Below are 25993 nucleotides of genomic sequence, written 5' to 3'. Positions count from 1 at the left end.
TTGCTCAGGCGGGTTCGTCCGTTGTGGCCAACAGGCTTTCCACCGCGGCGAGTTCGACGCACAGGGCCAGTCCCTCCGCCGCGTCGCGGAGCTCGTCCGGGTCGGGGTAACTGGGGGCGAGGCGGATGTTGCGGTCCCGGGGGTCCTTGCCGTAGGGGAAGGTGGCCCCGGCGGGCGTCAGGGCGATGCCTGCCTCCCCGGCCAGTTCCACCACGCGGGCCGCGCAGCCGTCCAGGACGTCCAGGCTCACGAAGTATCCGCCCTGGGGGCGCGTCCAGGAGGCCACTCCGGTGTCCCCGAGCCGCTTCTCCAGTACGGCGTCGACCAGCTCGAACTTGGGGCGCAGCACGGCGGCGTGGCGTGCCATGTGGGCGTGCACGGCCGGTGCGTCGGGCAGGAAGCGGGCGTGCCGCAGCTGGTTGACCTTGTCTGGTCCGATCGTCCGCTTGGCGAAGTGGCCGAGGAGCCAGGCGACGTTGGCCGGCGAGGAGCCGAAGAAGGCGACGCCACTGCCGGCCGTGGTGATCTTCGAGGTCGATCCGAAGACGAACACCCGGTCGGGATGGCCGTGTTCCGCACTCAGGCCGAGCACGTCCGCCAGCGGCTCGTCCGTCCCGGCCACGCGGTGCACGGCGTAGGCGTTGTCCCAGAAGATGCGGAAGTCGGGGGCGGCGGTCTCCATGGCGGCCAGGCGGCGCACCGTCTCGGCGGAGAAGGTGACGGCCGTGGGGTTGCTGTACTTGGGGACGCACCAGATGCCCTTGACCCGCTCGTCGGCGACGAGGCGTTCGACCTCGTCCATGTCCGGGCCGGTCTCCGTCATCGGCACGGGAATCATGTCGATGCCGAGCTTCTCGCAGATCGCGAAGTGCCGGTCGTAGCCGGGCACCGTGCACAACATGGCCGTTCGACCGTCCCGCTGCCAGGGTTCGGCCGCACCCGCCACACCGAACAGCACGGCGTCCACCAGGCACTCGTACATCAACTCCAGGCTGGAGTTGCCGAAGGCGACCAGCTGCTCCGCCGGGACCTGGAGCGGTCCGGCGAACGTCGCCCGCAGTTCGGGCAGGCCGTGCAGGCCGCCGTAGTTGCGGCAGTCGGTGCCGTCCTGCGCGGTGTGGTCGTCGAGGCCGGGCAGGTCCAGCAGGGGCTGCGACAGTGCCAGCTGTTCGGCGGCGGGCTTGCCGCGGGTCAGGTCCAGGCGCAGGCCCCGGCCCGTGAGCCGGTGATGCTCGGCACGGAGCGCGGTGAGCCGGTCGGACAGTTCGGCGGGCGTGAGTACGGTCAGGTCCATTCCTCGTCCTTCGTCGGGTCCTGCCCCGGCCGCTGCCGGCGCGGGGCAGCGCCCACGGTAGCCAGGTCGGATCAGGACCACCTGCCCTTTTCTGCCCGAGCGATGCCTGGTAAGTGCCTGGGGAGCGCCTGGAAGGTGCCTCACCGGTGTCGGCCGGGTGCCTGGCGGGCACCTGGCACCGCGCGGGCCGTCGCGGCGGCCCGGTGCGGTCAGCCCTGCGCGGTCAGCCGTGCGCGGTCAGTCCTGCGCTGCCGGATGCGGCGGGGTGGAGGCGAGGGCGTTGCGCAGCGCCGCCAACCAGTGTGCGGTGGCGCGGCGGGCCAGTTCGGTGCCGGGTGCATAGGCTTCGAAGAAGTGCCAGGCACCGGGGACGTCCTTGGTCTCGACGGGGACGTCGGCCTCGGCCAGGCGGCGCGCGTAGTCGAGCCCTTCGTCGCGCAGGGGGTCGAGTCCGCAGGTGAGGACGTAGGCGGGCGGGAGGCCGGCGAGGTCGGTGGCGCGGGCGGGAGCCGCGTAGGCGGGGGTGTGCGGGTCGTGGTCGGGGCCGAGGTAGGTGTCCCACGTGTGCCCGATGCCGGTGCCGTTGGCGATCCGGCGGTCGGTGATGCGTTGTGCGGAGGCCGTGCGGAGGCGGTCGTCCAGGCAGGGGATGAGGAGCCCCTGCCACACGATGCGGGGGCCCTGGCGGTCGCGGGCCATGAGGCAGACGGCGGCACTGAGGTTGCCGCCCGCGGAAGCCCCGGTGACGGCGATCCGGTCGGCGTCCAGGCCGAGTTCCCCGGCGTTGGCGGCCATCCATTCCAAGGTGGTGTAGCAGTCCTCGACACCTGCGGGGTAGCGGTGTTCGGGGGCCAGTCGGTAGTGGACGTTGACCACGACCGCACCGGTCGCGACGCACGCGTCGCGCGCCATGGGGCTGGGCCCGTCCAGTTCCCCGTAGACGAAGCCGCCTCCGTGGAGGTAGAGCACGCCCGGCAGTACGCCCTCCGCGCCGGCGGGCCGGAGCACCTGTACGTCGAGGGTGTTGCCGTCCGGCCCGGGCAGCGAGAGGTGCCGGATGGTGACGCGGGTGTCGTGCGCAGGCATCAACGGAGCCATCAGCTGCTTGAAGTGGGCGCGGAGGGCTGCGACATCGGTGTAGGGATTCTCCGGCCGCTCGGGCAACGCGGCGAATACGTCGGCCAGTTCGGGATGCACGGCCAGGTGCGACGAGGTGGTGCGGGCGTCCATGCGGTATCGGTCCCCGTTCTTCGCCAAGGAGACGGCCACTTCCGTAACCATCTCATTGATATGGTCTCAACGGAAGGAAAGGTATGGTCCCAATGAGACCGTGTCAAGGGACTGGGACAGACAGAGGGAACGATGGCGGAGTACAGCCCGGCGAGGTACGTCGTACTGGGCCTGATCGCCCGGCACGGCCCGATGACGCCGTACGAGCTCAAGGCCCGGGTCGAGGACGACATCCAGCCCTTCTGGCCGATCCTGCACGCGCAGCTCTACCGGATTCCGCCCGAGTTGGCGCAGGCAGGTCTGCTGCGGGAGGAGACCGAGACCACCGGGCGGCGCCGCCGGATCTTCCACCTCACCACGGCCGGCCGCGCCGCACTGGCACGCTGGCTGGCCGACCCGGACACCCCCGAGGCGGAAACCCGCGACCCGGCACAGCTCAAGCTCTTCTTCGCCGACCTCGGCGACCCGGCAGACATCGTCGCGCTCGCCACCCGCCAGGCGGCACGGCACCGCGAATGGCTCGCGCACTACACATCACTGCGCGCCGAACTCGACCCCGCACAGGATTCGCGACAACGGTCCCGGGCCCGATTGCTGCGGCTCGGCGTCTTGCACGAGCAGGCCCACGCGGAGTTCTGGGAATCGGTGGCCGCCGACCCGAGCCGCCTGGACGACCCCCTTTCCTAGGGGCCTGTCCACACGAAATTCCGGGCGTCACGAGTGGTCCCGACACCGGCATTGGCGTCACGGGCGGCCCAGATATGGGAATCACGGTCGGGTCGCCGACCCCCGCACCAAGAATTCCGCCGCGGAATAACATCCCTGATTCCAGCCGCCGTGAATCCCCTGCACTGGTCGGCGGCGCACCTAGCGCAACCGGCCCCCGGGAACAACTACCCCTGGTGACAACGCAGTCGCCGCCAGGAACAAGGGAAATCGGACAGTCCCAGCAGGTCGAACAGGGGTAGCATCTTATATAGCGGGTGACTCATAGGCGCCTCATGCCCTCACCGCATTCCGGGAGTTGACCCGAGGCGGTCGCATGATCCGCTGTCGTTTTCTCTCCGCCGCGCGATTCCGTGTGCGGCGGATCGAGCCAGGTCGAGTCATAGCTCTGCTTCCGGCCCTCAGATGGAGATCACCATGAACACTGCGGCAGGGAACCAATCCACGACAGGGACACACACCGAACACGAAAACCACCCATGGACCATTTCCGTGGCGGACCACCCCCAACGCGTCGACAGTGACCAGTACAAGGCGAGCCGGGCACTGATGCTCAAGCTCGTCGACACGACCAGTGACTGGACGTTCGCGCCGGCTCCGTACCAGGACCACCACGGCGGCGGGGTGTGGGTCAAGGACACGGACGGCTGGCTGTGCCTGTTCCTGCCGCTCGGCATCGAGTGGTCGGCGCAGTTCTGCGCGGACCCGGCGAAGGTGGACCAGGTCCGCCTCTGCGCGGCGCGCGTGATCGCGGCGTTCCCCGACACCCTGCCGGGCTATGTCGAGTTCGGCTACGAAGACGGTGAACGGCTCCTGAACACCCCGATACAGACCGCCGAGCAAGTGTCCGACTGGACCGATTCGATATTCAACGCCTCGGTGCCACTACCTGCCGGTACCCACTCCGGGGTGCTCCCGACAGCGGCCGGCTACCACCACTACCCGAAGCCGATCGTGGACATCGACCACTTCCGTTTCGACGACTTCAGCCTGTTCGTCGAGGACAGCAACGGTCTCTCGGTCGCGGTCGTCCCGGTCGCCCCGCGCGGCTCCGGCGACGGCCGGGTACGCGTGCTGGCCGCCCATCCCAGCTCGCCGTACGCCAAACACCTCGTACCGCCCAGCGGCGGCAAGCGCGCCGAGACGACCGGCCACACCGAAGCCCTGGCCGTCGATGCCGAGGGGGCCGTCCTGCCCGCCGACGATGCGCTGGCCCAGCAGGCGTTCCGCCGACAGCAACCCCAACTCGCCTAGGGCCTGTCGTCACACTCCCCCGTCTGCCTGGAGGCACCTCATGCCCATCGCGTCATACGGCGTCCTGGCCGGCCGTGCCGTGGACCGGCGCCGCGAGGGCGCCAGCGGCACCCCGCACTACCAGATCCACCTCACCGACGACGCCGGCACCCACTACCGCGCCGCGGTGAACGTCCTGTCCCAACAGAGCCCGCCCGACCTGCGCTACCTGGCCGACGACGACTTCCGGCATCCACTGACCCAACTGCTGCCGGCCGCCGGCAGCGGCTGGACGGCGTTGGAATCACACGCGGGTACGGCCAGTCTCGACTACATCCGCGGCAACATGTTCGTCCCGTCCGCGATGCGGATCCTGCCACCGGACCTGCCCGGCGTGGACAACGACCTGGCCGACCTCCTGGACCACTACGTCCAACGCGCCATCGCCGATTCCACCATGGCGGTGTACGTGTTCGGCCAGCGGTTCGGCCCCGAACCGTCCGTCCGCGACAAGGCGTTCCACTTCCGGCCGGACAACGGGGTCCACGACATCCACATGAACCAAGGCAACTCCGGTCAGTTCCAGGTCGACGACGGTGTCTGGCAGGACGGCGGACTGCTGATACAGGTGCCGGCCGAATCCCGCTGGATCGCGGTGTTCCTGGCCTTCCAGTCCCAGTCCTGGCACACCGACGACACCACCGGCCACACCATCGAGACCGAGGCCCTGGTTCCCGGCGACGGCGGCACACCGCTGCGCATCGTGGCCGCGCTCGTCCACTCCGGCGGCGCGACGCCGAGCACCGAATCCGTCACGCTGCTCAATACCTCGCCCGGCTCCATCGACCTGACCGGTTGGCAACTCGCCGACCAGCAGGGCCACCGACTGCCACTGCCCGCACAGACGGTCGCGCCCGGGACCACCCTGGCCGTTGCCGGCGGCGACGGGTTCCACCTCGGTGACCACGGCGGAGCGATCACCCTGCTCAACCCCGCCGGACTCAACGTCCACGGCGTCGCCTACACCGAGGACCAGAGCCGTCGGGAGGGCTGGACGATCGCCTTCTGACGGGCTGCCGCCGTCTGTCTGTGGGCCCGCCCCGGGCCACCCGGGGCGGGCCCACAGACCTAATCAGGCACTACTCAGGATCAGGCACTGCTCAGGCAACGACGGTGGAGGCCGCGGAGGCGGCGACGGTCGCCGGGGCGTTGATGCAGAACTGTAGGAGCCCCGCGTTCACGTCCTTGATGATGTTCTCCATCTCGTTCCACGACGGCTGGAACTCCGTGCCCCACTCGATGGTGTAGGCGAGGACCCTCTCCTTGGATGGATCGACGAAGTGCCGGCCGAACGCGTAGTCGTCACTGGTCCCGGACGTCGGGTACAGGTCGAAGGCCGACTTGGCGGTGTACGTCCGGCCGCGCACCCCCTGCACCCCGTTCTGGAAGTCCCGGGCGAGTGCGGTCTCCTGATCGAAGTCGATCTTGGGGATGAACTCGCGGTACGCGGTGTCCCCCGCATCGCCCCGGAGGCCGTCGAAGGCGTGGTTGAGGAAGTTCATCGACGGGTCGGTGGACTGGTCCTGATCGTCGCCCCAGACATACAGCATGTCCTCCGAGTAACTGTGCACGTCGATGAACCACCGGGTCCGGGGGTAGGCGTCCAGCAGCCACCGGACGTTGCGCGTCTCGGGCTCGGAGAACGGCGCGGGGCCGTGGTACAGCTGCGGGTCGCACGGATCGGTCGACACCCGCACGCCCGAGGTGGGCGAGAAGGCCGTCGCGGCGTCGAAGAGGAAGTCGTAGTTGCGGTTGATGTCGACGCCCACGCAGTCGCCCTGGCCGCTTCCGTAGGCGGGGTTGCGGTTCTTCCGCCACATCGGTTCGACGGTCTGGCTGTAGTTCCGGCCGTCCGGGTTGACCAGAGGGAAGAGCACGATCTCCACGTTCTCCAGGAGCGCCTTCACCTCGGCTGCGGTGTACTTCTTGCCGCCGTAGACCAGCCCGGAAGCCGTGGTGTACGCCCGCAACAGGTCGGCGGCGAAGTAGATGAGGATCTCGCAACTGCCCCATTCCCTGGCGTGCACGCCCCCGATGACCATCACGCAGTCCCGAGTGCCGGCCGGTGCCGCGCCCAGGCGCAGGGCGTGACAGTCGACGCCCTCGATCGACCGCTCGGGAAGGTCGATCAACTCGCTCAACGCCGGGTAGGCCCGCGAGAGGTTCACCAATGCGGAATCGACCTCGGTGGTGTTGAGGTACGACATCTCAACCTCCTGGCCCTTCTTCCTTCACCATCTCGCCCAGTCCGTACGGCACTTCGTCCGGGTTGGCGAACCGGTTGCCGCGGCCGACCTCCGCCTGCCGGGCGTGCCCGGTCTCGGTCGCGTCCCTGAGGACGTCCACGGAGACGCCCGCGCGCTCCAGACGATCGGCCCTCCCACGCGGTACGTACGCCTCGATGGTCATCGCGTTCCCGGGCCCCGGGGTCTCCCGCGGCCGCCCGCCGACGTCCAACGGCTCCTCCCGCAGCAGGGTCCGCAACGTCTCGGCGTCGTCGGCGGTCACCCGCACGTGCAGGATGTTCTCGCGCTCCGACATGTCAGCCTCTTCATGGTGTCGAGCCGTGGCGGTGTCCAGCGACTCGTCTCGTGGTATCCGGTGTCTCGGGTTGTCCGGTGTCTCGGGTTAACCGGTGTCTCGGGTTAACCGGTGTCTTGGGTTAACCAGAATCTGTCTTGGGGTTTCCCGCACCTTGTGGTGCCGGCGCAGCCGACTCGCAGGCCCGGCACCTCCGGCACCTCCGCATGACGACGCACGCTCAAGGACTGACGGCTGCACCGCCCTCACCGATCAACCCACGGTGTGCCGTCAGTCCATGGCGTACCGGCTGCGGAACGGACGGCCGGCACGCATCCCAGCTGCTTCACGACAGCATGGCCAATCGGGCGTCACCGCGGCGTGACCGAGGCGTCATGCCCGTGGGCGGCCGGGCCCGCCGGCGCACCGGGTCGCGGCCGAGCGCAGATCGGCGACGAGGCCGAGCAGCCGGGCCGTCGGGCGCAGCCCCAGCTCGGCCTGGAGCAGGGCCCGGTAGCGCTGGAATTCGCGGAGGGCCTCGGACTGGTTGCCCTCGGCGAGGTGTGCCTTGATCAGGATGGCCCGGGCGGTCTCGCGCAGCGGTTCGGCGCGCACCGCGGCACCGGCGGCCCACACGGCGTGACCGAAGTGTTGGGCGCTGATGAAGCGGGTGGCGAGTGCTTCGAGGGCGTGCATCCGCAGTTGCCGCCATTCCTCGGCCTCCCGCAGCGCCCACTCGTCGCACCAGCCCGGCAGCAGGTCCTGGGACAGCGCGTCGATCTCCGAGGCGCCCAGGCCCAGGGACACGGCCGTTCCGGGGGACGCCACCGCGGAATCGACCAGTAGGTGCGCGAGCGGCCTGAGTTCCTGGAAATCGACTCCCACGCCGCCCGCGAGGGCGAGTTCCACGGGGCCTGCGTCGAGGATCCGGCAGCCGGCGCCGCGCAGGCGGTTGAGCGCCGACCGCAAGGACGCGTACGCCCGGCGCTCGGACACGTCCGGCCACAGGTTCTCCGCGACGACGCTCCGCGGCACCGGGCCGGAGTGCAGCGCGACGAACGCGAGCAACCGCTCCGATCCCGCGGGGATCCGCGCCGGATCGTGGCCGGTGACCAGCCGGAAGCCGCCGAGCAACGCGATGCGGGCATCGGCGCTCCGGAGTGGGGGTGGGGCGTACTGCGCTTCCCCCGTCCCGGGCGGACGAACCGCCGGGATTCCGCGCACGGCGCCGAGATCCGTACCGATACTGTGGCTCATCGCCTCCGCATCTCCTGATGGCCGGCCAGACACTCCCACAGGGATGCGGGGTCATATGAGGTGGGTCATATGCCCTCGTGCATCCCTTTCCTCCATCGTGCGACGCGCATCCGGCCGATGTCGAATGCTCCGGGGCCACACCGCCGAAAAGAGGTCCCGGAGATCAGCCCGTTGAACCCGAGGAAGTCGAACGGGCAACATTTGCCACTTCAAGCGGGGATCCGGACTCCTCGGAATGGCCGGAACGCCAGATGCCGCGGCGGTCCGAGGGCGCAACGACGACGCCACCACGACCGTTCCGCGGCACGCTGCTCCAGATGCCGCGGCCGCACCACGGCGAGAAAATGGAAGCGGCCCCTGCGCACGACCAGGGGCGCCGGTGCTGCCCCGACAGCACGCGCTCCCAAGGCGCTACGACGCCTCCCTCACCACCACGGTGCGATGCGCCATGCCGTCATCCGCCGGAAAACGAAAGAGGCACCGTCAATAACCGGCAAGGAATGAACCGACCATGACCGTCAAAGGGATCGACGTTTCGTCAGCCCAGCCGGAGAAATACAAGACATCCGGCAGCGACTTCGTGTTCATCAAAATCACCGAAGGCACCACCTACACCAACCCCAGGTGGGTGGCCCAGCGAAAGACCGGGCGCGATGCGGGACTGGTGACCGGCTTCTACCATTTCGCCCGCCCGGGTCCGGTTACCGCCCAGGTCGACCATTTCCTCTCGAAAATCAATCTGATCGACGGTGACGTTCTCATCCTCGACTGGGAGGACGCCCGCGTCCCGAATTCCTGGAAGGACAGTTGGCTCCAGCAGGTGCAGCAGCGCACCCCCGGCCACCAGACGATCCTGTACTGCAACCGGGACTTCTGGCTGCACCGCGACACCACGTCCTTCGCCGGTAACGGGCTCTGGATCGCCCAGTACAACGGCAAGCCCGGCCAGCCGGACATCAAGAGCCGGTGGCTGTTCCACCAGTACACCGACAAACCCATCGACACGAGCCTCGGCAACTTCAAGGACCGGACGGAACTGCGCACTTGGGCCCGCCACGTCGCCGTCCCGGCATAGCCCGGCACAGCTCGGCACAGCTCGGCACAGCTCGGCACAGCGAACGCGTTCGCCACGAACTTGTTCGTAACGAACGCGTTCGTTACCGTGGAGCCATGCCCACCACGCCAGGACCAGCCGAGCCCACCGAGCCCCCCGCCCCGCGCGGCCGCCGCGAGCGCCCCGCGAAACCCGCCCTGACCCGGGCGGTGATCGTCGCGACCGCTGTCGCGCTGACGCGGAGCGAGGGCCTGGAACGGGTGACCATGCGCCGCCTGGCCCAGGAGCTGGACACCGGCCCGGCCTCGCTCTACGTGTACGTGGCCAACACCGCCGCATTGCACGCGGCCGTCCTGGACGAGCTGCTGGGCGAGGTCGATCTGCGGCCGGCCCGGGCCGACGGCGCCTGGCGCGAGCGGCTGGTGTGCATCCTGTCGTCCTACACGACGGTGCTGTTCAGGCACCCGGCACTGGCCCGCTCGGCGTTGGTGACCCGCCCGTCGGGACCGCACTACCTGGAGCTGCTGGAAGCCGTCCTGGCCCTGCTGGCCGAAGGCGGCGTCCCCGACGACCGCGCCGCCTGGGGGGTGGACGCCCTCCTCCAGTTCGGCACCGCGACCGCCGCCGAGCAGTCCGCCCGCGACGCCGCGCCACACGCCCAGGACGAGCACGACGCTCTAACGGCCGCGGTGCTCAACGCCTCCCCACAGGCGTTCCCGCGGCTCGCCGCACTGGGCACCGAACTGTTCTCCGGCACCGGTGAAGACCGTCTGGCCTGGGGTTTCCACGTGCTGATCAACGGGATGTCGGAGACCGCCCGGCCGGACCGCACCGACCCCGCCTGACCGCCTGACCGCCTGACCGGCCCCGGATCGCCCCTCCCCGGGCACACCACACCCCCAAGGAGCCTCTCCCTCCATGACCACCCACCACCCCCTCGCCGTCATCGGCGGCGGCCTCGGCGGCCTGACCCTGGCCCGCGTCCTGCACGTGCACGGCATCGCGACGGCCGTCTTCGACCGGGAGGAGTCACCGGCCGCCCGCACCCAGGGCGGCATGCTCGACATCCACGAGGACTCCGGGCAACTCGCCCTGCGCGCCGCCGGCCTGTACGACGCCTTCCGCACCTTGGTCCACCCCGGCGGAGAGGCGCTGCGCATCCTCGACCCACACGGTGCGGTCCGCCTGGCGGAAGAGGACGACGGTACCGGCACCCGCCCCGAGGTCGACCGCGGTCAGCTGCGAGACCTGCTGCTGCGCGCCCTCCCCGAGGGCACGGTCCGCTGGGGCAGGAAGGCCACCGGAGCCCGTTCCCTGGAGGACGGACGGCACGAAGTCACCTTCGCCGACGGCAGCGTGATCACCACCGACCTGCTCATCGGGGCCGACGGCGCCTGGTCCCGCGTACGCCCCCTCCTGTCCGACGCGCTCCCCGCCTACGCGGGGATCTCGTTCGTGGAGAGCGACCTCCGGGAAGCCGACGTCCGCCATCCCGGCAGCGCAGCCCTGATCGGCGGCGGCTTCTTCCTCTGCCTGGGCGACGAGAAGGGCCTGCTCGCGCACCGCGAGAGCGACGGGAGTCTGCACGTCTACACCGCCCTCAAGACCGGCGAGGACTGGCTCGACACCATCGACTTCACCGACCCGGACACCACCAAGAAGGCCGTCCTGACCCAGTTCGAGGACTGGGACGACGGTCTGCGGAAGCTGATCGCCGACGCCGACGGCGCACTCGTTCCCCGCCGCATCCACGCCCTGCCCATCGGCCACCGCTGGCCCCGCACCCCCGGTGTGACGTTGCTGGGTGACGCCGCGCACCTGATGTCCCCCTTCGCCGGCGAAGGAGCCAACCTCGCCATGCTGGACGGCGCCGAACTCGGCCAGGCCCTCGCCGCACACCCCGACGACCGCGAAGCCGCCCTGGCCGCGTACGAGGAGGCGCTCTTCCCACGCAGCGCCGCCTCCGCCGCCGAGTCGGACGCCAACCTGCGGATGATGTTCGGCGACGACGCCCTGGCACGTCTCGTGGACCAGTTCACGGCCCGCCCGCCACACGAGCACTGATCACCCAAGGTGTGGAAGGTGCACCCACACCTCGGAATACGCCCCGGTGCAAGGTAGTTGGAAGCAGGGAGACCCACCGACCCCCCTTCGGACGGCGATCGGCGCATGCCGCCGCGGCAGCCACGTCCGGGGACCCGAGACCGGAGCAGATATGACCACGCCCAACGCCGCGCCCACCGGCCCGGACCGTTCGTTCCTCTTCGTCCTCGGCAGCTCCCGCCCCGACGGCAACACCGAAATCCTCGCCCGCGCTGCCGCCGCCCAACTCCCCTCCGACGTCCGGCAAGAGTGGGTGGACCTGTCCCGGCTGCCGCTGCCCGACTTCCAGGACGGCCGGCACGAGTCCGGCACCTGGACGGCCGGGGAGCACGAGGAGGCACTGCGGCAGGCCACGCTCCAGGCCACCGACGTGGTCATCGCCTCGCCGCTGTACTGGTACACCCTCTCCGCACAGGCCAAGCGCTACCTCGACTACTGGTCGGGGTGGCTGACGGTCCCCGGCTCGGACTTCGAGGAGCGGATGGCGGGCCGGACGCTGTGGGGAGTGACGGTCATGGCGGACCACGACGAGGGCGTCGCCGACGGCCTGGTGACCGCCCTCCACCACAGCGCGGCGTACCTGCGGATGCACTTCGGCGGGGTGTTGTTCGGCAACGGCTCCCGCCCGGGTCAGGTGCGGAACGACGACCGCGCCATGGTCCGCGCCAAGAGCTTTTTCCAAGGCCCGGCCGCCCTCGCCCGCTTCCCTTCCCAGGAGCAGCCGGCGCGGCCGTAGCCCGCCACCCGGTCACCGGCGGGGCGCGGACCCCGCCGGCGCTGCCCCGTACCGGTGCCGGCGCGGCTCAGTCGGCGTCGATGCCCAGGGAGGCGAAGCGCAGGTTCCGGTGCTTGCCGGGGCCGAGGTCGGCGACCGGTCGTCCGGCGCAGTGCGGCCGGGCGTAGAAGTGGGCGGTCTTCCCGACCAGGGAGAGGTTGGAGGTGGTGCCGGCGCCGGCGATGGAGTAGCAGCGGCCGGGCTCGGGTTGCTTCAAGGTGGCGGCCTGGCCGGCCGGGGTGGTGTAGGTGATCATGCCGAGGTCAGCCGCGTCCGCGGTCGCCACCGGCAGCAGGACCGCGCCGACGGCGAGCGCCACGGCCGCGACCGCGCGACCACGACCACATCCACGGCCTCGTACAACGGAGTTCATAAAGGGCTCCAAATGGGGGGAGAGCAGATTGTCGACCGGTCCAACGACGGACCGGCCGCCCCGTGACGCCGACCGCGCCAACTCCCCTGCTCCCCCACTCTGCTGCGTCGTCGGACGCTCCGCCGGGCGTTACGTCCGCATCGCGTCGCTCGCGGTGAGGTTCGGGGCGTCGCCGGAGGCCCGCGGTGCGGCCGGCGCCGGCAGGCCGAAGAGCGGGATGCCGTACTCGTCACGGAAGGCGCGGCTGCGGCGCACGGTCAGCGCCACCATCGCGCCGAGGATCGCGAAGGACTCGATCTTGCCGATCACCGGCACCAGGTCGATGGGCAGCCCCAACGCCGCCACGGTGCTCAGCGCGGCATCGAGCAACTGCGCGCCGCCCCACAGGAGCGTCAGTCCGCGCAGTGCGTTCCGGAATTCCGGGAGTTCGCGCCAGGCACGCTCGGCCGCCTCGGCGCCGGCCGGCCCGCCCAGCCGCCGCCCGAAGTGGAACGCGAAGGGCCGGACCGCGAACAGGGTGCCCAGGACCCACAGCGCCAGGACGGCGGGGATGCCCGCGTCCTTCAACAGCAGCACCCGCGGGCTGCCGCTGATCGCCGAGAGCCCCGCCGACACCGCCAGCAGCACAACCACGAGGAGGTCGAAGACCTCGACGCGCCGGCGCACCACAGCCGTGCCCACGGCGTGCGCGGCCGGAATCACACCGCTCAGCAACAGAGCCTGCCACTGCGCGACGTCCTGCGCGCGCAGCACGTAGTACAGGACCAGCGGTAGGAGGAGGTTGACGGTCAGTGGTACGCCCACGGCACGCCACCGCTGCGCACCACGCGTGTGTACGGTTCCCTCGGTTCCCACGACGGCCTCCAACGGTCCGGTACCGGCCCCTCCGGCGCCACGTCGACCTGCCTCGACGCTAGGAGTCGGGCGGGTGGAGAGGCATCGGCCCCCAGGCCGGACCGGTCGCGCCGGCTCTCCACCCACCCGCTCCACCGTCGGGTGGAGGGCCGCCAACTGGCCCGTCTGATCGGCTCGTACGAAGGGTCCGCTCGGCCGTCGGGCGACCGGGACTGACCGGGCGGGTGCGGCGGCGCCGGCTCGGCGGCCGGCGCGGCCAGGCATGCCGCTCAGTTCCGGCTTCCGGCTCCCGGCTCCCGGCTCCCGGCGTCAGAAGCTGTCGCCCAGCCGCTCGATCAGCGGCGCCGCCGCCTTCAACGTCGCCAGCTCCGCGTCGGTGAAGCGCTCTCCGAGGGCCTTCGCCAACTGCTGGGCCCGGGCGTCGCGCTTGTGCCGCAGCACCTCGACGCCGGCCTCGGTCAACGACATGATGATCCGTCGGCCGTCGTCGGGGTCGCGACGACGCTCGACGAAGCCGCGCTCCTCCAACACACCCAACGTGGTCCCCATTGCCTGGGACGTGATCTGCTCGGCCCGCGCCAGCTCGGCCGCCGTCGCCGGGCCGCCCCGGTCCAGACGCGCCAGCGCGGCACGCTCGGGCAACGAAAGGTCGCCGGGCGCCTGCAGCTGACGCAGCCGGCGGGCCAGCAGCCCCAAGCTTCCGTAGAGCGCACTGGCCAGGTCGTCGACGTCCGAGCTCTGAGTCATGTTGATAAGCCTAGGTTGATCAACTCGGCCAATCAACCGACGTTGACCGAGGTCCCCGCGCCGGCGCTCGGCGGACGGCGGGGGCACTGCCGTGCCGCCGGTGCCACCAGACATCACACGATTGCAGCAGGCCCACGTGAAAGACCCGGAAGGGGGAACCAGTCTGTACGCATCGGCAGGTCTTGAGGAGAGGGTGCGGACATGGGAATCATCGCGTGGGCCTTGATCGGGCTCCTTGCCGGTGCCATCGCGAAGGCGCTGATGCCTGGCAAGGACCCCGGTGGCTGCCTGATCACCATGCTGATCGGCATCGCCGGCGGCCTGCTGGGTGGCTGGCTCGGCAAGGTGATCTTCGGAGTGCACTCGATCAACGGCTTCTTCCACCTGTCGACGTGGATCGCCGCCATCGTCGGCTCCCTCATCGTCCTGCTCCTCTACCGCTTCACCCTGGGACGCAGCCGCGAGCACTGACCGCACGTCCGACGGGGCGCAGACAGACACCCGGCGGGGCCGGAGGGCGATGCCTTCCGGCCCCGCCGCACGGGAAAATCCAGTTGCCGAGACCGCCCCGAAGCCACCAGGGTGGCCGCCGGCCGATCACCAGCAGAGCAGAAACACCCCCATGCGCCGATTCCTCGAAAACCCCCAGCGCCCTTACCAGACGGTGAATTTCGAGGACTTCGAGGACTTCGGCACCCATGCAGATCCAGCACACCCTGAACATCGACATTCTCGCGCACGTCGACGCAGGTAAGACCAGCCTCCGTGCGCTCGGCGATGGCCTCCTTCACGGTCGGCGCCACGCAGGTCGATCTGATCGGCACCCCCGGGCACTCCGACTTCGTCGCCGAGGTGGAGCGCGTCTTCGGCGTCCTGGACGTCACCGTGCTGGTGCTCTCCGCCGTCGAGGTCCCGCCTGCTACGCAGCGAAGTCGTGGTCCAAGATCTTGGCGGCTGCGGCAATCGAGCCCGGCATCAGATGCCGATAAGTGCGGTAGATGATCTGGATGTTGCGGCGCCCCATCCATTCTGCGACATCCGTAATAGGGGTACCGCGGCTCAAACAATTCGAGGCGAAGAATTGACAGGTCAACGGCCGCAAACGCCACATCGTGGTGGACGCCCTCGGGCTGCTGTTGACGGTGCCGGGCCGTCCGCGGCGCGACCTTGCGACTGCCCTCGGCTGCCGCGTCAACCGTCACCCTGCTCGATGTCCAGATGGATCGGACCCCGAAGAACGGGGCTGGGCCGGTACGGCGGCGGGTCGGCGACCAGCCTGGGGCGGTCGAGCCGGCGCGCCAACTCGGTCAGCGCGATCTGGGTTTCCCGCCGGGCCAGCGGGCCGCCGAAACACAGGTGGATGCCGCTGCCGAACCCCAGGTGCTGGTTGTCATGCCGATCCGGGTCGAAGCGGTCCGGGTCGTGGAAGCGCTTCGGATCGCGGCTGCCTGAGGCCAGCATGAGCATGATCTGCGAGCCCTGGGGGATGACGGTGTCGGCGACGGTGACGTCGCTGTACGCCACCCGCCAGGGAATGATGTGCACGGGGGGCTCGTAGCGCAGCAGTTCCTCGACCAGCGGCACGACGAGGTCCGGTTCGTCGCGCAGTCGCTGAAGCACCTGCGGGTGGCGCAGCAGCGTCAGCATGCCGTTGGTGATGAGGTTGACGATGGTCTCATGTCCGGCGATCAGGAGCAGTCTGGCGGTGGCGACGATTTCGGCGTCGGCCATCCGACCGTCGGGCCCGTCGTCGTTGGCCAGCCGTGAGAGCAGGCCGTCTCCCGGCCGGCCGTGGCGCTGTTCCACCAGCTCGCCGAGGCACTGGCGCAAGTCCTTGCGGGCCTGTACGCCCTTGTCCAGTTTCTCCTTCGGGTCGGTCTCGGGGTTGTAGTCGATCGAGTTCATGATGTCCTTCACCCAGAGGTGGAACCTCGGCTCGTCCTCGCGTGGCACGCCGAGCAAGTGACAGGTCACGGTTACGGGCAACGGGAAGGCGAAATCGTCGACGACGTCGATCTGTTCCTTGCCCGCCAGATCGTCGATCAGGCTGCCGACGGCGGCGGTCAGGAAGCCTTCAAGTCCGGTCACCAGCCCAGGGGTGTGCGGGGGGCCGAAGTGACGCGTCGCCATACGCCGCAGGCGATCGTGCTCGGGCGAGTCCATATGGATGAACGACGACGTGGCCCCTTCCTCGGGTGGGGGCATCGGACGCGACAGATTGCGCAGGTCGGAACTCAGATGCGGGTCATTCAGTATGTCCGTGATCTCGCGATAGGTACTGATGACGTAGCTGCCGTCCTCCTGCCGAGCCACCGGCGTCCTGCGCAACTCGGCATACAGCGGGTAGGGGTCGGCCCGGGCGGAGTAGTCGAAGATCCGTTGCAGCGTGCCGGGCGTCCCGGTCGTGGTCGTCTGGCCTTCCTCCTGCCGATGCCGGTGCACGGCCGTGACGCGGCGCTCACCCGGGTCATGGCTTGTGACGACCACCGTGGCGCCCTGCGCGAGCAGGGCGGGGCCGGGGAAGTCGACGGGCACCGGTTTCATGTCGGCCGGCTGGTCCGGCGTGGGGCAGGGGGGCGGGAAAGGTGCGGCCGTCTCGATCAACCGTCGGTAGTGGTCCAGCCATTTACCGTTGTTGAAGCTCACGGCAGCCGTGACGCGGCCCCGATAGCCATATGCGGTGACGAAACGGTGGTCGTCCAGCGATCCCTGGGTGACGACCACCTCGTCGGCGAAGGTCGGCACGCCGACGGACTTGATGTTGACGCCGAACTGGATCGACCAGAACAGCGGGATGGACAGGTGGGGCCGGCGGTCCGCCTGGGCACTGACCATGTTGTGTGCCGCGACCTCTGCCTGCTCCACGGCGCTGGCCCAGTGCTCCTGCGAGATGAGCCGGTGTTCGTAGATGGGGTTCGGGCAACGTGCCACGTCTCCCGCGGCGAAGACGTCGTCGGTGACGCGGCCATTGATGTCGAGGGAGCGGCAGCCCGTGTCACAGGTGATTCCCCATACGCCCGCCGCCAGTCCCGACTCCCGCAGCCACTCGGTGTTGCGGATGCTCCCGAGTGCCACCACCGCCACATCGGCGTCGACCGTACTGCCGTCGTCGAAGTGAGCACGGCGAAACCGTCCCTGCGCGTCGCCCTCCAGCCGGGCGACCTTGACACCGCACCGCAGGTCGACACCGTGAGCGCGCTGCATGTCGGCCGCAACCTCGCCGATCATGGAGCCGAGCGCCCCGACCAGCGGGGCCGGCGCAAGTTCGGCGACGGTCACCGGGATGTCCCGCTCGCGGCAGACGGAGGCGATCTCGGAGCCGGTGAATCCCGCACCGATGACCAGCACACGGGAGGGCCCGGCGGCGAGGGCCCGCTGCAGGCTCTCGGCATGCTCGCGTGTACGGACGACGAACACTCCGTCCAGGGCCGCCTCGGACTCGACGAACCACGGCCGGGCCCGTACCCCGGTGGAGATCAGCACCCGGTCGAAGGGAACCTCGCGTCCGTCGGCGAGACGCACGTGGTTCGTCGCGAGGTCCAGCCCGCTGGCGGGCACGCCCAGCAGCCACTCCGCATCGATGCCACGGCGGTGGGGCAAAGTGGTGCTCCCGGCCGGCACCCACCCGGTCAGTACTTGCTTGGACAGGGGAGGCCGGTCGTAGGGCTCGCCCAACTCGTCACCGATCATGGTCAACGATCCGGTGAAACCCTCGTCCCGCAGAGCCTCCGCGGCCCGCAGCCCCGCCAGCGAAGCCCCGACGACCACGATGCGGCCATCGCGCTTGAACGCACGCAGGTCGTCGGCACCGGTCATGACGGCGACGCCTCCGCCGGTGCGTGCCGCGCCTCCAACTGGTCGACCAGGATCGCCTGGACCGGGCAGGCCGCCGCGGCGCGTAGCACCTGGTCGCGCTGGGCGTCGTCGGGGTTCGGGGCGTACATGAGCGCTTCCTCACCGTGCATCCGGAACGCCTCCGGAGCCAGGAACGCGCACTGCGCGTACCCCACACATCGGGAAAGATCAACAACAACTTTCACCCCGGCCTCCACAGGGAGTGGGAGATGCAGACCCTCAAGCCAGCGCCACTCCGGCGCGCAACGAGGGACGATCCGGCCGCTGCCCACCCCTGCGAAGTGCGAGGGGGCGCACCGCGCTCGTCGGGTCTCCATGGAAAGAATTGATCATCGCGGCTAAGGCGATCGGCGCCCGACTGGGGACGTATCCCTGGTTGCGGCTGCATTTTGGTTACGTAAGCGGCGCTCTTTCGGATTGCCGTTTCGACGGAAACCGTGTGGCACGGTGCGCCGGAATACCGTCACAGAATCAGCGTAACAACGGCACCGATACCGGCGAGTCCGATGGCTCGGGAGACGAACGCCTGACATCCAACGTTGACATCAACGACGCTGGACAGCGGCGTACCTTGGTAGACGGAGCACGGCGGGCAACACCTTCCGCGGCGTGCCTGTCGGCCTCGCGCGCACAGCAGCGTGATCAAATCAGGGCATGGCATCGTCCTGGACCGGTAATCGGGTACGCCTGCGCGCTGTCGAGCCCGACGACTGGACGGCGTTCGCGCGTTTCGCCGACGATGACGGGCCGCGAGCGGGCCGGCTGGATCTGCCGCGGTCCGCCGAGAGCTACCGTGCCTGGGCGAAGGAGCAGGCCGTTGCCGAGTGCGATGACGACCGCTTCCGGTTGGCGGTCGAAGCGACGGCCACGGGAGAGCTGGTCGGTACAGTCGGTTCACATCGCACCGGCCCTCGCTCAGGCTGGTTCGAGTTCGATATCACCATCGGCGCCGGCCACCGGCACAAGGGCTATGCGACGGAAGCCGTGGTGCTGCTGCTGCGCTACATGTTCGCCGAGCGGCGCTATCACAAATGCCTGGCCGCGGTTTTGGCCCACAACGAGGCATCGCTGGCACTTTTTCGTGGGCTCGGATTCACCGAGGAAGGGCGCTTGCGGGAACACGTTTTCTTCGCCGGCCAGCACCACGACCTCGTCATGATGGGCATGCTCGTCAACGAGTTCGACCGGCGACATCCGATGAGCGAACCATGAGCCGGTGATCCGAGCGCGTGTGGAACGGCACTCGGACTTGATCGACGTTCGTTGTTCGCGGGTGGAGGCGGCCTGCCACCGGAAGTAGGACTGCCCTCAGCCGCGCAAGGTGGCACGCAGGTGCAGGCCGGCGGTTGCGAGCCCTTCGAAGGTGGTGACCCGGTAGCCGGGTTCCGCGCCGGGCGGCTCGCTCAAGTGGTAGAGGCGGGCGGTCTGCGCGGTCATGAGCGTGAGCATGGCCATGGCGAGAGCGGCTCCCTCGCAGCCGTGCGGCCCGGTACCGAAGGCGAGGAAGACCCCGGCTTTCGCCGGCGAGCCCGAATCGTCGAGCCAGCGCTCGGGCCGGAACCGGTCCGGCTCGGAGTGTTCCCGTGGGTCGCGGTGGGCGGTGTAGGGGCAGACGAGAACGGTGGACCCGGCGTCGATGGTGTAGTCGGCGAGCTGAGTCTGTCGCGTGGTGCGCCGGGTGAGCAGCCAGCTCGGGGGGTGCAGTCGGAGCACTTCGCGTACCAGCGCCTGGGTGTATTGCAGGTTGTCGAGGTGGGTGCTGGTCGTCGTGGCCGGGTCGGCGGGCAGCAGGGCGGCTTCGGCCGCGACGCGGTCCGCGGCCTGGGGGTATCGGGCCAGGTGGAGCAGGATCCATCCGGCTGCCCGGGAGGGTGTCTCGAAGGTGGCGACGGTGATTCCGGGGAGGGTGTCGAGGACGGCTTCTTCCGACAGCGGGCCGTAGCGGGAGGAGGGCCGGAGCATCTGTCCCAGCACGTCGTCACCGAGCCGGCCCGATGAACGGCGTCGGCGGACGATGGGCCGCAAAGCGTTGGTGAAGGCGACTTGCCGCCGTGTGCGGAACCGCCGTGCCGGTGTGGGCATCCAGCGCGGCCACACCCAGCGCGAGGGGCGTACGAGCACCTCCCGGGCCACGAAGAGCTGCCAGGCGAAGGGCAGCAGGGCGGGAGCGTCTTCGGAGAAGAGGTAGCGCACGCCGATCTCTGCCAGGGCGGGCCGGACCAGGGGCAGAATCTCGACGTCCCGGCCCGTGGGCCACTGGTCGGCAAATCGAGCGGTCCCGGGCGCGATCTCACCGATCCGGGCCGCAACCGCCTGCGGGCGCAGTCCGCGCATGCGGGCGGCGCGAGCTTGCGCACGCTCCTCGGGCATCGGCGCTCCGCCGGCCCGCTTCAGCGGCGGGAAGAGGGGCGAGGACGGCTTGGGGAAGTCCTGCGCGCGGCGCAGGACCGCTTCACACACCCCGGCCGCAGCGGCTACGTAGACACTCGGCTCCAGTTGCCAGACGTCCCCGCACTCGGCAGCGCCACGTCGCGCCAGTGCCAGCCGGTCGCGGCTCCAGGCCGCGAAACTGCCTCCGGGCAGCCGCGGCGGCTCATTCACTCGGCCCATGGGATCGCCCCTGACTTCTCGTACCAGTCAGGCCGATATCGCCGGCAGCGCGGCCAGGAGTCGGCGGGAGCCCGGGGCGCCCGCCGACCGTGTGGTCACACCCTGTCGTCGCCGGTGTGCGTGCCCCAGTCGTGGGCCCCGTACGCACCGTAGTTACGAGTAAAGGACAACTTGGCGAGCAGCTTGGCGATCATGAGGCACTCCTCTCGCTTGTCTTCAGCACCATGTGCCATACGTCCCATTTCTAGACACATAGCATATTTGTAGTATTTTAGAGCATCGGCCGCACACGTGGATACAAGGCGCGTGCTTGCTGGCCGGACCCGCAGCCGGCCAACGTCGCCCCGGTGCCGGCGGTCGGTGCCGCCCCCGGCCGCGAGGTGTGGCGGCGCCGGGCACCTCAAGACCGGCGGCACCAACACCCCGAAGGAAACGGAACGGCTTTCGCGCGAACCGGTCACCTCGCACCTCGGGAAGGCGGCGGGTTGGCGAGTTGCGACCACTGCCGATAGTGGCCGACGACGGCACGGATCCGGCGCCGTCCGCCTACAGGCCGGGCGCCCGGAAGCCGTTCAGGTACCAGAACGCAGCCGAATACCAGGCCAGGGCGATCACCGTGACGAGCGCGCCACCGGCGAGCGGGAGCGCCCAGCCCGGCCAGCGGCGATGGCGCACCACGACGACCTTGGCGACGAAGGCCCCGTAGAGAAAACAGCCGGCCAGCGAGTGCAGCGCCTCGCGGGGCCCGGTCAGGCTGACGCCGTAGGCGATGATGCATTGCTGGGCGATCGGGATGGAGAACAGGAAAGCGAACACACCGATCAGGCGGTGCGTGGGGCCCACTGGGTGCGGCGCGGCGCGCAGGCCGGGCAGCCGGCCGTACATCCACAGCGCGAGGAGCAACTGGATCAGAACCAGTCCCATCAGGGCGCTGCCCAGCTGGGTCTTGAGCAGGATGACGGCGGGGCCGTGCTTTCCGAAGAAGCTGCGCCGGGGCTCCGGGGTGTGTACCCGGCCGTACCAGAGCAGGGCGGCGGTCACCGCCAGGGGCAGCAGCAGCCACAGCAGCCCGAGGAGCTGCCGGGGTTCGGTGCGGAGGGTGAGGCGTGGCACGTGGTCAGCCGCCCATGCCGTCGGCCTTGTCGCCCCGAGGAGCGCCGGCCCGAGTGGACGCGGAGCGCTGCGGGCCGGTGATCAGAAAGCCGCCGAGCGCGGCCACGGCGCCGACGGCCTCCGCGATCGCGCTGGCGGTCTTACTCGGCCACCAGAGCGGCTCGTACATGTTCGGCAGCGGACCAAGTGCGCCCACGTTCACATACCGAAAGAGCAGCACGGCGCCCAGGGCGGAGACGGACACCAGGAAGGCGAACGCCCACACCGGCCGCCGGCGACCGAGGAGCAGGACCAGCAGCGCGGCCAGGGACGCCACGGCGGCTTCGAGGCGGAACAGCGTCCCCTGGCTGATCTGCTGCCCGACCCGGTCATAGGCAGAGGCGAGGTCGGCATGCACGTAAGCGTTCACGGCCAGTGCGGCCGCGGTCACCACTTGGAGCAGCACGCGCGCGACCGTGCGCCGGCCGATGGCGGTGCGGTGCGGGCGGCCGCCGGGTTCGGGAGTCATCGCTACTGCCCCGTCGAGGTCGAGGTCGCGGCGGCGCTGCTGGGGGCCGGTGACGACGGGCCGTTCCCGCCGGCCTGGAGGTGGGTGTCCATGCCGAGTTCCTTGTGTTTGTCGATGGGGCACCACAGCTCGTAGCTGCCGGCTTGGAGGGTGACGGTGAGGCGCGCCTGGCCGCCGGGCGGGATGGTCGAGGTGTGCGCGTCGGACACGCCGGGCCCCGCGACGGCCAGTGCGTGTGCCAAGGCGCCGGCGTTGTGCACGACGAACGTGACGGTCCCCGCGGGCGCCCTGGCCGGCGAGAGGGTAAGTGAATACTCCTTCATCGTGACGGTGATCGTCGTGGCCGGCTTCGCGCTCGCGCTCGGACTCCCGGTCGGGGCCGGGATCGAACCGTTGGAGCACGCAGTGGCGGCGGTGAGCGGGATGAGCGCCAGGAACTTTGCTCCGTCGCGGGCGGGGCGCGGAGATCCGATGCAGTGCACGGCCATGTTGGGCGGGCCTCCCTTCCGCGACGAGATTGGCCCACGTTCCCGGCCGCGCCAACGCCGACACTCTCCGCGGGCGGGCCAACACCCGATCGGGCCACCGCGGCCACCATCAGCAGTGAAAGGGCCGCAGCCCGAACCGCGGCCGGTGACCGACTGCCCCAAGCAGGCGAAAGTCGAATCCGAAGCGGCACGGTGATGAGGCCGGGTCGCCCAGCCCCGGCCAGGGGCCACTCACCGGCTGGGACCGGCGGTCGCCCCGCTGGTAGTGCCGCTCGTCTCGCAGCCGCGGATCACGTGCAAGGGTTCAGGCTGCTCGGCGTTGTGCGGTGTGTCGATGAACGACTCCGGTCGAGCGAACCGAGCGGGGACGATGGCCCGGGCCATCGGGTGCCGGGAGGAACTGCGAGGACGCGGCAGCGGGACGGAGGAGTCGGCCATGGCCTCGCCTTCAAATCGGCGGAAACGTTCGACGACGTACTCGTCACTCCAGTGTGCGGAGCGGTCCGACACCCCACGTCGACAACGTGCCATCGTCGGGCGGGAATTGGCGGCCTTCAACGAGCTTCGGCCCCGGCTCCGGCAGCAACGGCTCGATCAGCGCCCACAGTTCATCCGACACGCTCCACGGCCGCGACTGCCTCTTCCCCACGACCGGACCAACACGCGGACAAGCCAACAGTCACACGACCAACCACTTCTGTTAGGGCCTCTTATTAGTCCGTTTTGGAATCTTGGAATTCGACCACGGCCGCGCCGTGCTCGTGAGCCCACTCAGTCAGCACGGCGATCGGCTTCACCAGCGTCCGGCCCAAGTCTGTCAGCACGTACTCGACCTTCCCGGCCTCGGCGTGGCGGTCGACCAGGCCGTACCCCTGCAACCGCCGCAGCGTCTGGGTCAGCACTTTCCGCGAGATGCCGCCGATCAGGTCGACCAGCTCACCGTGCCTGCACGGTTCCCGGCTCAACGCGAACAGCACGACCACCGCCCACTTGTCGGCGATGATCTCGATCGCCAGCCGAGCCGGGCAGTCGGCGAGGAAGACGCTGCCGGAGTACTCACGCATGCCCCGACCGTAGCCCGCCGCCAGGAACCTGGAGGTACCCACCGCCTCACTAGCGTCCACGGCGGAAGCTACCGAGCAGGGGAGCCGAATGAGGGCAGAGATCGAATGGCCGGGCGGGCGGAAGGTCGTCGCGCTGGTCACTGTCGCGTTGGAGCTGTGGTCACCAGGGCACTGGCCCGCCTACGCGCCGATGGCCGCGGCGTGGCCGCTGTCCGGCGTCGACGACACGCACAGCACCTCCTCGGCGAACTACGGCGTCACCACCGGCATCTGGCGGCTGCTCGACGTCCTCGGTGACCTGCCCGCCACCGTCGGCGTCAATGGACTGGTGGCCGAGCGGCACCCCGAGACCGTCATGGCCGTGCACGAGGCGGGTCACGAGATCGCCGCACACTCCTGGGCCCAGGACGTGGTGCCCGCGCTGCTCGATGTCGATGCCGAACGGACCAATATCCGTCGCTGCACCGACATCCTTCGCCAAGTCACCGGCGTTCGCCCGACGGGGTGGATGAGCCCACGCGCCACCGGTTCGGGGCACTCCGTCGACCTGCTCGCCGAGGCCGGCTACCGATGGACCGGCGACCACGGCGACCACGACCTCCCGCAGGTCCTGTCCACCGCTCACGGTCCTCTGGTCTCCCTCATGCACAGCGACCACTCCGACGTCCGCGACTCTGCGGCCGGCCCGTACGCCTACCGCGACCTGCACCGTGAGCTACTGAACCAGATGCTCGCCGCCCCCGGCCCAGGCGTCTTCCGCCTGACCATCCACGCCCACGTCGCAGGCCGACCGCTCCTCGCGGGCATGGTCGGCCAGATCCTCGACCACATCCGTGAGTCCGGCGACGTCTGGGTTGCCACCCACGCCCAGGTGGCCGAACACGTCCTGACACACCAGGGAAGAACGCCATGACCCACGTCCTCGTCGTCGGCGGCACCGGAGCCATGGGCAGCCACGTGATCCAACACCTGTTGGCCACCACCGACGCCACCCTCACCGTGCCCACCCGCCACCCGGAGTCCGCCCACGCCACCGAACTCGCCGCCACCGCGCCCGACCGCGTACGACTGGTCCGTTCCGACGCGGCGGCCCTCGACGTCCTGATGGGGCAGGCCGACCGCGTGTTCGCCAACACCGACTTCTTCGCGACGGGCAGCGCCGTGGGTGAGTATCGGCAAGGGCTGCACTTGCTGGCCGCCGCGGAGCGGGCCGGCGTGGAGCGCTTCATCTGGTCCTCGTTGGACAGCGCGGTGTCCCTGACCGGCCACCCCGTCCCGCACTTCGACAGCAAAGCCGCTGTCGCCGCCCACATCGACCTGATGCGGTCGGAGGAAATGCTCCGCAAGGAGACCGACGGCTGGTACACGGACCACGTCTCGGTACTGACCACGGCGCCGTACTTCGAGAACCTGCGGGACCGACTCACCCCCCGACCGGACGGCCGGGGCGGCCTGACCTTCAGGCTCCCCCTCGGCGCCGCCCCCTACCCGCTCGTCGCCCTCGACGACATCGCCTGGTTCGCCTGCCACATGTTCGACAACTGGCAGTCCTGGGGCGCCCGCGACCTCGCGGTGATCGGCGACAGCCTCACCGGCGACGAGATCGCCGCTACCTTCGCTCAGGTCACGGGCACCCCCAGCGCCTACATCCCGCTGCCGCACGACGACCTGCGCGCCGCCGTCCCCGACTTCGGCCACGACTACGCAGCGATGTTCCAGTTCTTCGCCGACCGTGATCTCTACGCCCGAGACCGGGACATCAACCTCCTGCGCCGCCTGCACCCCGACTTGATGGCCTTCGAGGACTGGCTGCACCACACCGGGTGGACGGGATGACCACCCACCACGTCAAGTCCGAACGCGGGCACGCACGACAGGGACTCGTCGCTCCGGACCGGGGCCGACGCCAGCCTGAGATCTGGCAAACCTGGCGTGACACACACCAGAGCCAGCCGAGGAAGACGCCACGACTTTGAGACCGATCATGACGGCATCTCCGTGAGACAACCATGACGGCATCTCCGTGAGACAACGAAGAAAAGCCGGGTCGGTGCGGGTGGCCGGCGCGGTGGCCGATGGCCGGAAGCATGCCTTGGGGAGATAGAAGCACGATGGAGTTCGCCGCCCT

General features: G+C 69.7%; 26 protein-coding genes and 3 pseudogenes. 12 read left to right on the top strand and 17 right to left on the bottom strand.

Features of this window, described 5'->3' with window-relative positions:
* Positions 1-4 precede the first annotated feature (4 nt).
* Positions 5-1294, bottom strand: coding sequence for an aminotransferase class I/II-fold pyridoxal phosphate-dependent enzyme (locus tag ACFVT2_RS30275; protein ID WP_390022941.1), 1290 nt, complete (start codon positions 1292-1294; stop codon positions 5-7).
* A gap of 237 nt (positions 1295-1531) precedes the next feature.
* Positions 1532-2575, bottom strand: coding sequence for an alpha/beta hydrolase (locus tag ACFVT2_RS30270; RefSeq protein WP_390022940.1), 1044 nt, complete (start codon positions 2573-2575; stop codon positions 1532-1534).
* 81 nt (positions 2576-2656) lie between these two features.
* Between ACFVT2_RS30270 and ACFVT2_RS30265 the strand changes: the two genes are divergently transcribed.
* The 3 genes from ACFVT2_RS30265 to ACFVT2_RS30255 all read left to right on the top strand — a co-directional run bounded on the left by ACFVT2_RS30265 (position 2657) and on the right by ACFVT2_RS30255 (position 5552).
* Positions 2657-3211, top strand: coding sequence for a PadR family transcriptional regulator (locus tag ACFVT2_RS30265; protein WP_390022939.1), 555 nt, complete (start codon positions 2657-2659; stop codon positions 3209-3211).
* 444 nt (positions 3212-3655) lie between these two features.
* Positions 3656-4504 (top strand): DUF6424 family protein, encoded by an 849-nt coding sequence (locus ACFVT2_RS30260; RefSeq protein ID WP_390022937.1) that lies wholly within the window; start codon positions 3656-3658, stop codon positions 4502-4504.
* A gap of 40 nt (positions 4505-4544) precedes the next feature.
* Entirely contained in the window at positions 4545-5552 is a 1008-nt protein-coding gene (locus tag ACFVT2_RS30255; RefSeq protein WP_390022935.1) for a DUF2278 family protein, read from the top strand.
* Positions 5553-5643: 91 nt separating this feature from the next.
* Here ACFVT2_RS30255 and ACFVT2_RS30250 read toward each other — a convergent pair whose 3' ends face one another.
* The 3 genes from ACFVT2_RS30250 to ACFVT2_RS30240 all read right to left on the bottom strand — a co-directional run bounded on the left by ACFVT2_RS30250 (position 5644) and on the right by ACFVT2_RS30240 (position 8320).
* The gene (locus tag ACFVT2_RS30250) at positions 5644-6750 is read right to left on the bottom strand and encodes a M14 family metallopeptidase (protein WP_390022934.1); all 1107 of its coding nucleotides are present in this window, start codon (positions 6748-6750) and stop codon (positions 5644-5646) included.
* Position 6751: 1 nt separating this feature from the next.
* Positions 6752-7084, bottom strand: a complete 333-nt coding sequence (locus ACFVT2_RS30245) for a hypothetical protein (protein ID WP_390022932.1) — start codon at positions 7082-7084, stop codon at positions 6752-6754.
* 372 nt (positions 7085-7456) lie between these two features.
* Positions 7457-8320, bottom strand: coding sequence for a BTAD domain-containing putative transcriptional regulator (locus ACFVT2_RS30240; protein ID WP_390022931.1), 864 nt, complete (start codon positions 8318-8320; stop codon positions 7457-7459).
* A gap of 511 nt (positions 8321-8831) precedes the next feature.
* On the opposite strand from ACFVT2_RS30240, the gene ACFVT2_RS30235 reads away from it, so the two are divergent.
* The 4 genes from ACFVT2_RS30235 to ACFVT2_RS30220 all read left to right on the top strand — a co-directional run bounded on the left by ACFVT2_RS30235 (position 8832) and on the right by ACFVT2_RS30220 (position 12213).
* Positions 8832-9395, top strand: coding sequence for a glycoside hydrolase family 25 protein (locus ACFVT2_RS30235; RefSeq protein ID WP_390022930.1), 564 nt, complete (start codon positions 8832-8834; stop codon positions 9393-9395).
* Between the two features lie 95 nt (positions 9396-9490).
* Positions 9491-10219 (top strand): TetR/AcrR family transcriptional regulator, encoded by a 729-nt coding sequence (locus ACFVT2_RS30230; protein WP_390022928.1) that lies wholly within the window; start codon positions 9491-9493, stop codon positions 10217-10219.
* Positions 10220-10292: 73 nt separating this feature from the next.
* The gene (locus ACFVT2_RS30225) at positions 10293-11438 is read left to right on the top strand and encodes an FAD-dependent oxidoreductase (protein WP_390022926.1); all 1146 of its coding nucleotides are present in this window, start codon (positions 10293-10295) and stop codon (positions 11436-11438) included.
* Positions 11439-11589: 151 nt separating this feature from the next.
* Positions 11590-12213 (top strand): flavodoxin family protein, encoded by a 624-nt coding sequence (locus ACFVT2_RS30220; RefSeq protein WP_390022924.1) that lies wholly within the window; start codon positions 11590-11592, stop codon positions 12211-12213.
* A gap of 67 nt (positions 12214-12280) precedes the next feature.
* Here ACFVT2_RS30220 and ACFVT2_RS30215 read toward each other — a convergent pair whose 3' ends face one another.
* The 3 genes from ACFVT2_RS30215 to ACFVT2_RS30205 all read right to left on the bottom strand — a co-directional run bounded on the left by ACFVT2_RS30215 (position 12281) and on the right by ACFVT2_RS30205 (position 14227).
* Positions 12281-12571 (bottom strand): hypothetical protein, encoded by a 291-nt coding sequence (locus ACFVT2_RS30215; RefSeq protein ID WP_390022922.1) that lies wholly within the window; start codon positions 12569-12571, stop codon positions 12281-12283.
* Between the two features lie 183 nt (positions 12572-12754).
* Entirely contained in the window at positions 12755-13429 is a 675-nt protein-coding gene (locus ACFVT2_RS30210; RefSeq protein ID WP_390022921.1) for a VC0807 family protein, read from the bottom strand.
* 360 nt (positions 13430-13789) lie between these two features.
* Complete coding sequence (locus tag ACFVT2_RS30205; protein ID WP_390022919.1) at positions 13790-14227, bottom strand: MarR family winged helix-turn-helix transcriptional regulator; 438 nt, start codon at positions 14225-14227, stop codon at positions 13790-13792.
* Between the two features lie 201 nt (positions 14228-14428).
* Here ACFVT2_RS30205 and ACFVT2_RS30200 point away from each other — a divergent pair, with 201 nt between their 5' ends.
* Positions 14429-14698, top strand: a complete 270-nt coding sequence (locus tag ACFVT2_RS30200; protein WP_390022917.1) for a GlsB/YeaQ/YmgE family stress response membrane protein — start codon at positions 14429-14431, stop codon at positions 14696-14698.
* 294 nt (positions 14699-14992) lie between these two features.
* Positions 14993-15229 carry a GTP-binding protein gene (locus ACFVT2_RS30195; RefSeq protein WP_390022916.1) on the top strand — a complete coding sequence of 79 codons (237 nt, stop codon included), beginning with the start codon at positions 14993-14995 and terminating at the stop codon, positions 15227-15229.
* A 189-nt stretch (positions 15230-15418) separates the two neighbouring features.
* Here ACFVT2_RS30195 and ACFVT2_RS30190 read toward each other — a convergent pair.
* From ACFVT2_RS30190 to ACFVT2_RS30180, 3 genes and pseudogenes are all read right to left on the bottom strand, one after another.
* Positions 15419-16390, bottom strand: a pseudogene (locus ACFVT2_RS30190) (cytochrome P450); the annotation flags it as partial.
* A 276-nt stretch (positions 16391-16666) separates the two neighbouring features.
* A pseudogene (locus tag ACFVT2_RS30185) lies at positions 16667-18043 on the bottom strand (NAD(P)/FAD-dependent oxidoreductase); the annotation flags it as partial.
* Positions 18040-18267, bottom strand: a complete 228-nt coding sequence (locus tag ACFVT2_RS30180; protein ID WP_189861397.1) for a ferredoxin — start codon at positions 18265-18267, stop codon at positions 18040-18042. The pseudogene ACFVT2_RS30185 and the gene ACFVT2_RS30180, both read right to left, overlap by 4 nt.
* 469 nt (positions 18268-18736) lie before the next feature.
* On the opposite strand from ACFVT2_RS30180, the gene ACFVT2_RS30175 reads away from it, so the two are divergent.
* On the top strand, positions 18737-19294 hold the full coding sequence (locus ACFVT2_RS30175) for a GNAT family N-acetyltransferase (protein WP_390022915.1): 558 nt from the start codon (positions 18737-18739) through the stop codon (positions 19292-19294).
* 96 nt (positions 19295-19390) lie between these two features.
* Here ACFVT2_RS30175 and ACFVT2_RS30170 read toward each other — a convergent pair whose 3' ends face one another.
* The 6 genes and pseudogenes from ACFVT2_RS30170 to ACFVT2_RS30145 all read right to left on the bottom strand — a co-directional run bounded on the left by ACFVT2_RS30170 (position 19391) and on the right by ACFVT2_RS30145 (position 23865).
* Positions 19391-20692: a cytochrome P450 gene (locus ACFVT2_RS30170; RefSeq protein WP_390022914.1), complete on the bottom strand. Its 1302-nt coding sequence runs from the start codon at positions 20690-20692 to the stop codon at positions 19391-19393.
* A gap of 546 nt (positions 20693-21238) precedes the next feature.
* Complete coding sequence (locus tag ACFVT2_RS30165) at positions 21239-21805, bottom strand: DUF6529 family protein (RefSeq protein WP_390022912.1); 567 nt, start codon at positions 21803-21805, stop codon at positions 21239-21241.
* 4 nt (positions 21806-21809) lie between these two features.
* On the bottom strand, positions 21810-22313 hold the full coding sequence (locus ACFVT2_RS30160) for a hypothetical protein (protein ID WP_390022910.1): 504 nt from the start codon (positions 22311-22313) through the stop codon (positions 21810-21812).
* A gap of 2 nt (positions 22314-22315) precedes the next feature.
* A complete protein-coding gene (locus ACFVT2_RS30155) occupies positions 22316-22801 on the bottom strand; it encodes a cupredoxin domain-containing protein (protein WP_390022908.1) in 486 nt (161 codons plus the stop codon).
* Between the two features lie 544 nt (positions 22802-23345).
* Positions 23346-23450, bottom strand: a pseudogene (locus tag ACFVT2_RS30150) (IS5/IS1182 family transposase); the annotation flags it as partial.
* 64 nt (positions 23451-23514) lie between these two features.
* Positions 23515-23865 (bottom strand): winged helix-turn-helix transcriptional regulator, encoded by a 351-nt coding sequence (locus ACFVT2_RS30145; RefSeq protein ID WP_390022907.1) that lies wholly within the window; start codon positions 23863-23865, stop codon positions 23515-23517.
* A gap of 88 nt (positions 23866-23953) precedes the next feature.
* Between ACFVT2_RS30145 and ACFVT2_RS30140 the strand changes: the two genes are divergently transcribed.
* Positions 23954-24778, top strand: coding sequence for a polysaccharide deacetylase family protein (locus ACFVT2_RS30140; RefSeq protein ID WP_390022905.1), 825 nt, complete (start codon positions 23954-23956; stop codon positions 24776-24778).
* A complete protein-coding gene (locus ACFVT2_RS30135; protein ID WP_390022903.1) occupies positions 24775-25701 on the top strand; it encodes an NmrA family NAD(P)-binding protein in 927 nt (308 codons plus the stop codon). The genes ACFVT2_RS30140 and ACFVT2_RS30135 overlap by 4 nt, the downstream gene beginning before the upstream one ends.
* Positions 25702-25993 lie beyond the last annotated feature (292 nt).

Source organism: Streptomyces sp. NPDC058000 (assembly GCF_042886435.1).
Classification (GTDB): Bacteria; Actinomycetota; Actinomycetes; order Streptomycetales; family Streptomycetaceae; genus Streptomyces.
The sequence above is the reverse complement of the archived record's forward strand: the minus strand, read 5'-3'. Positions and strand labels throughout refer to the sequence as shown.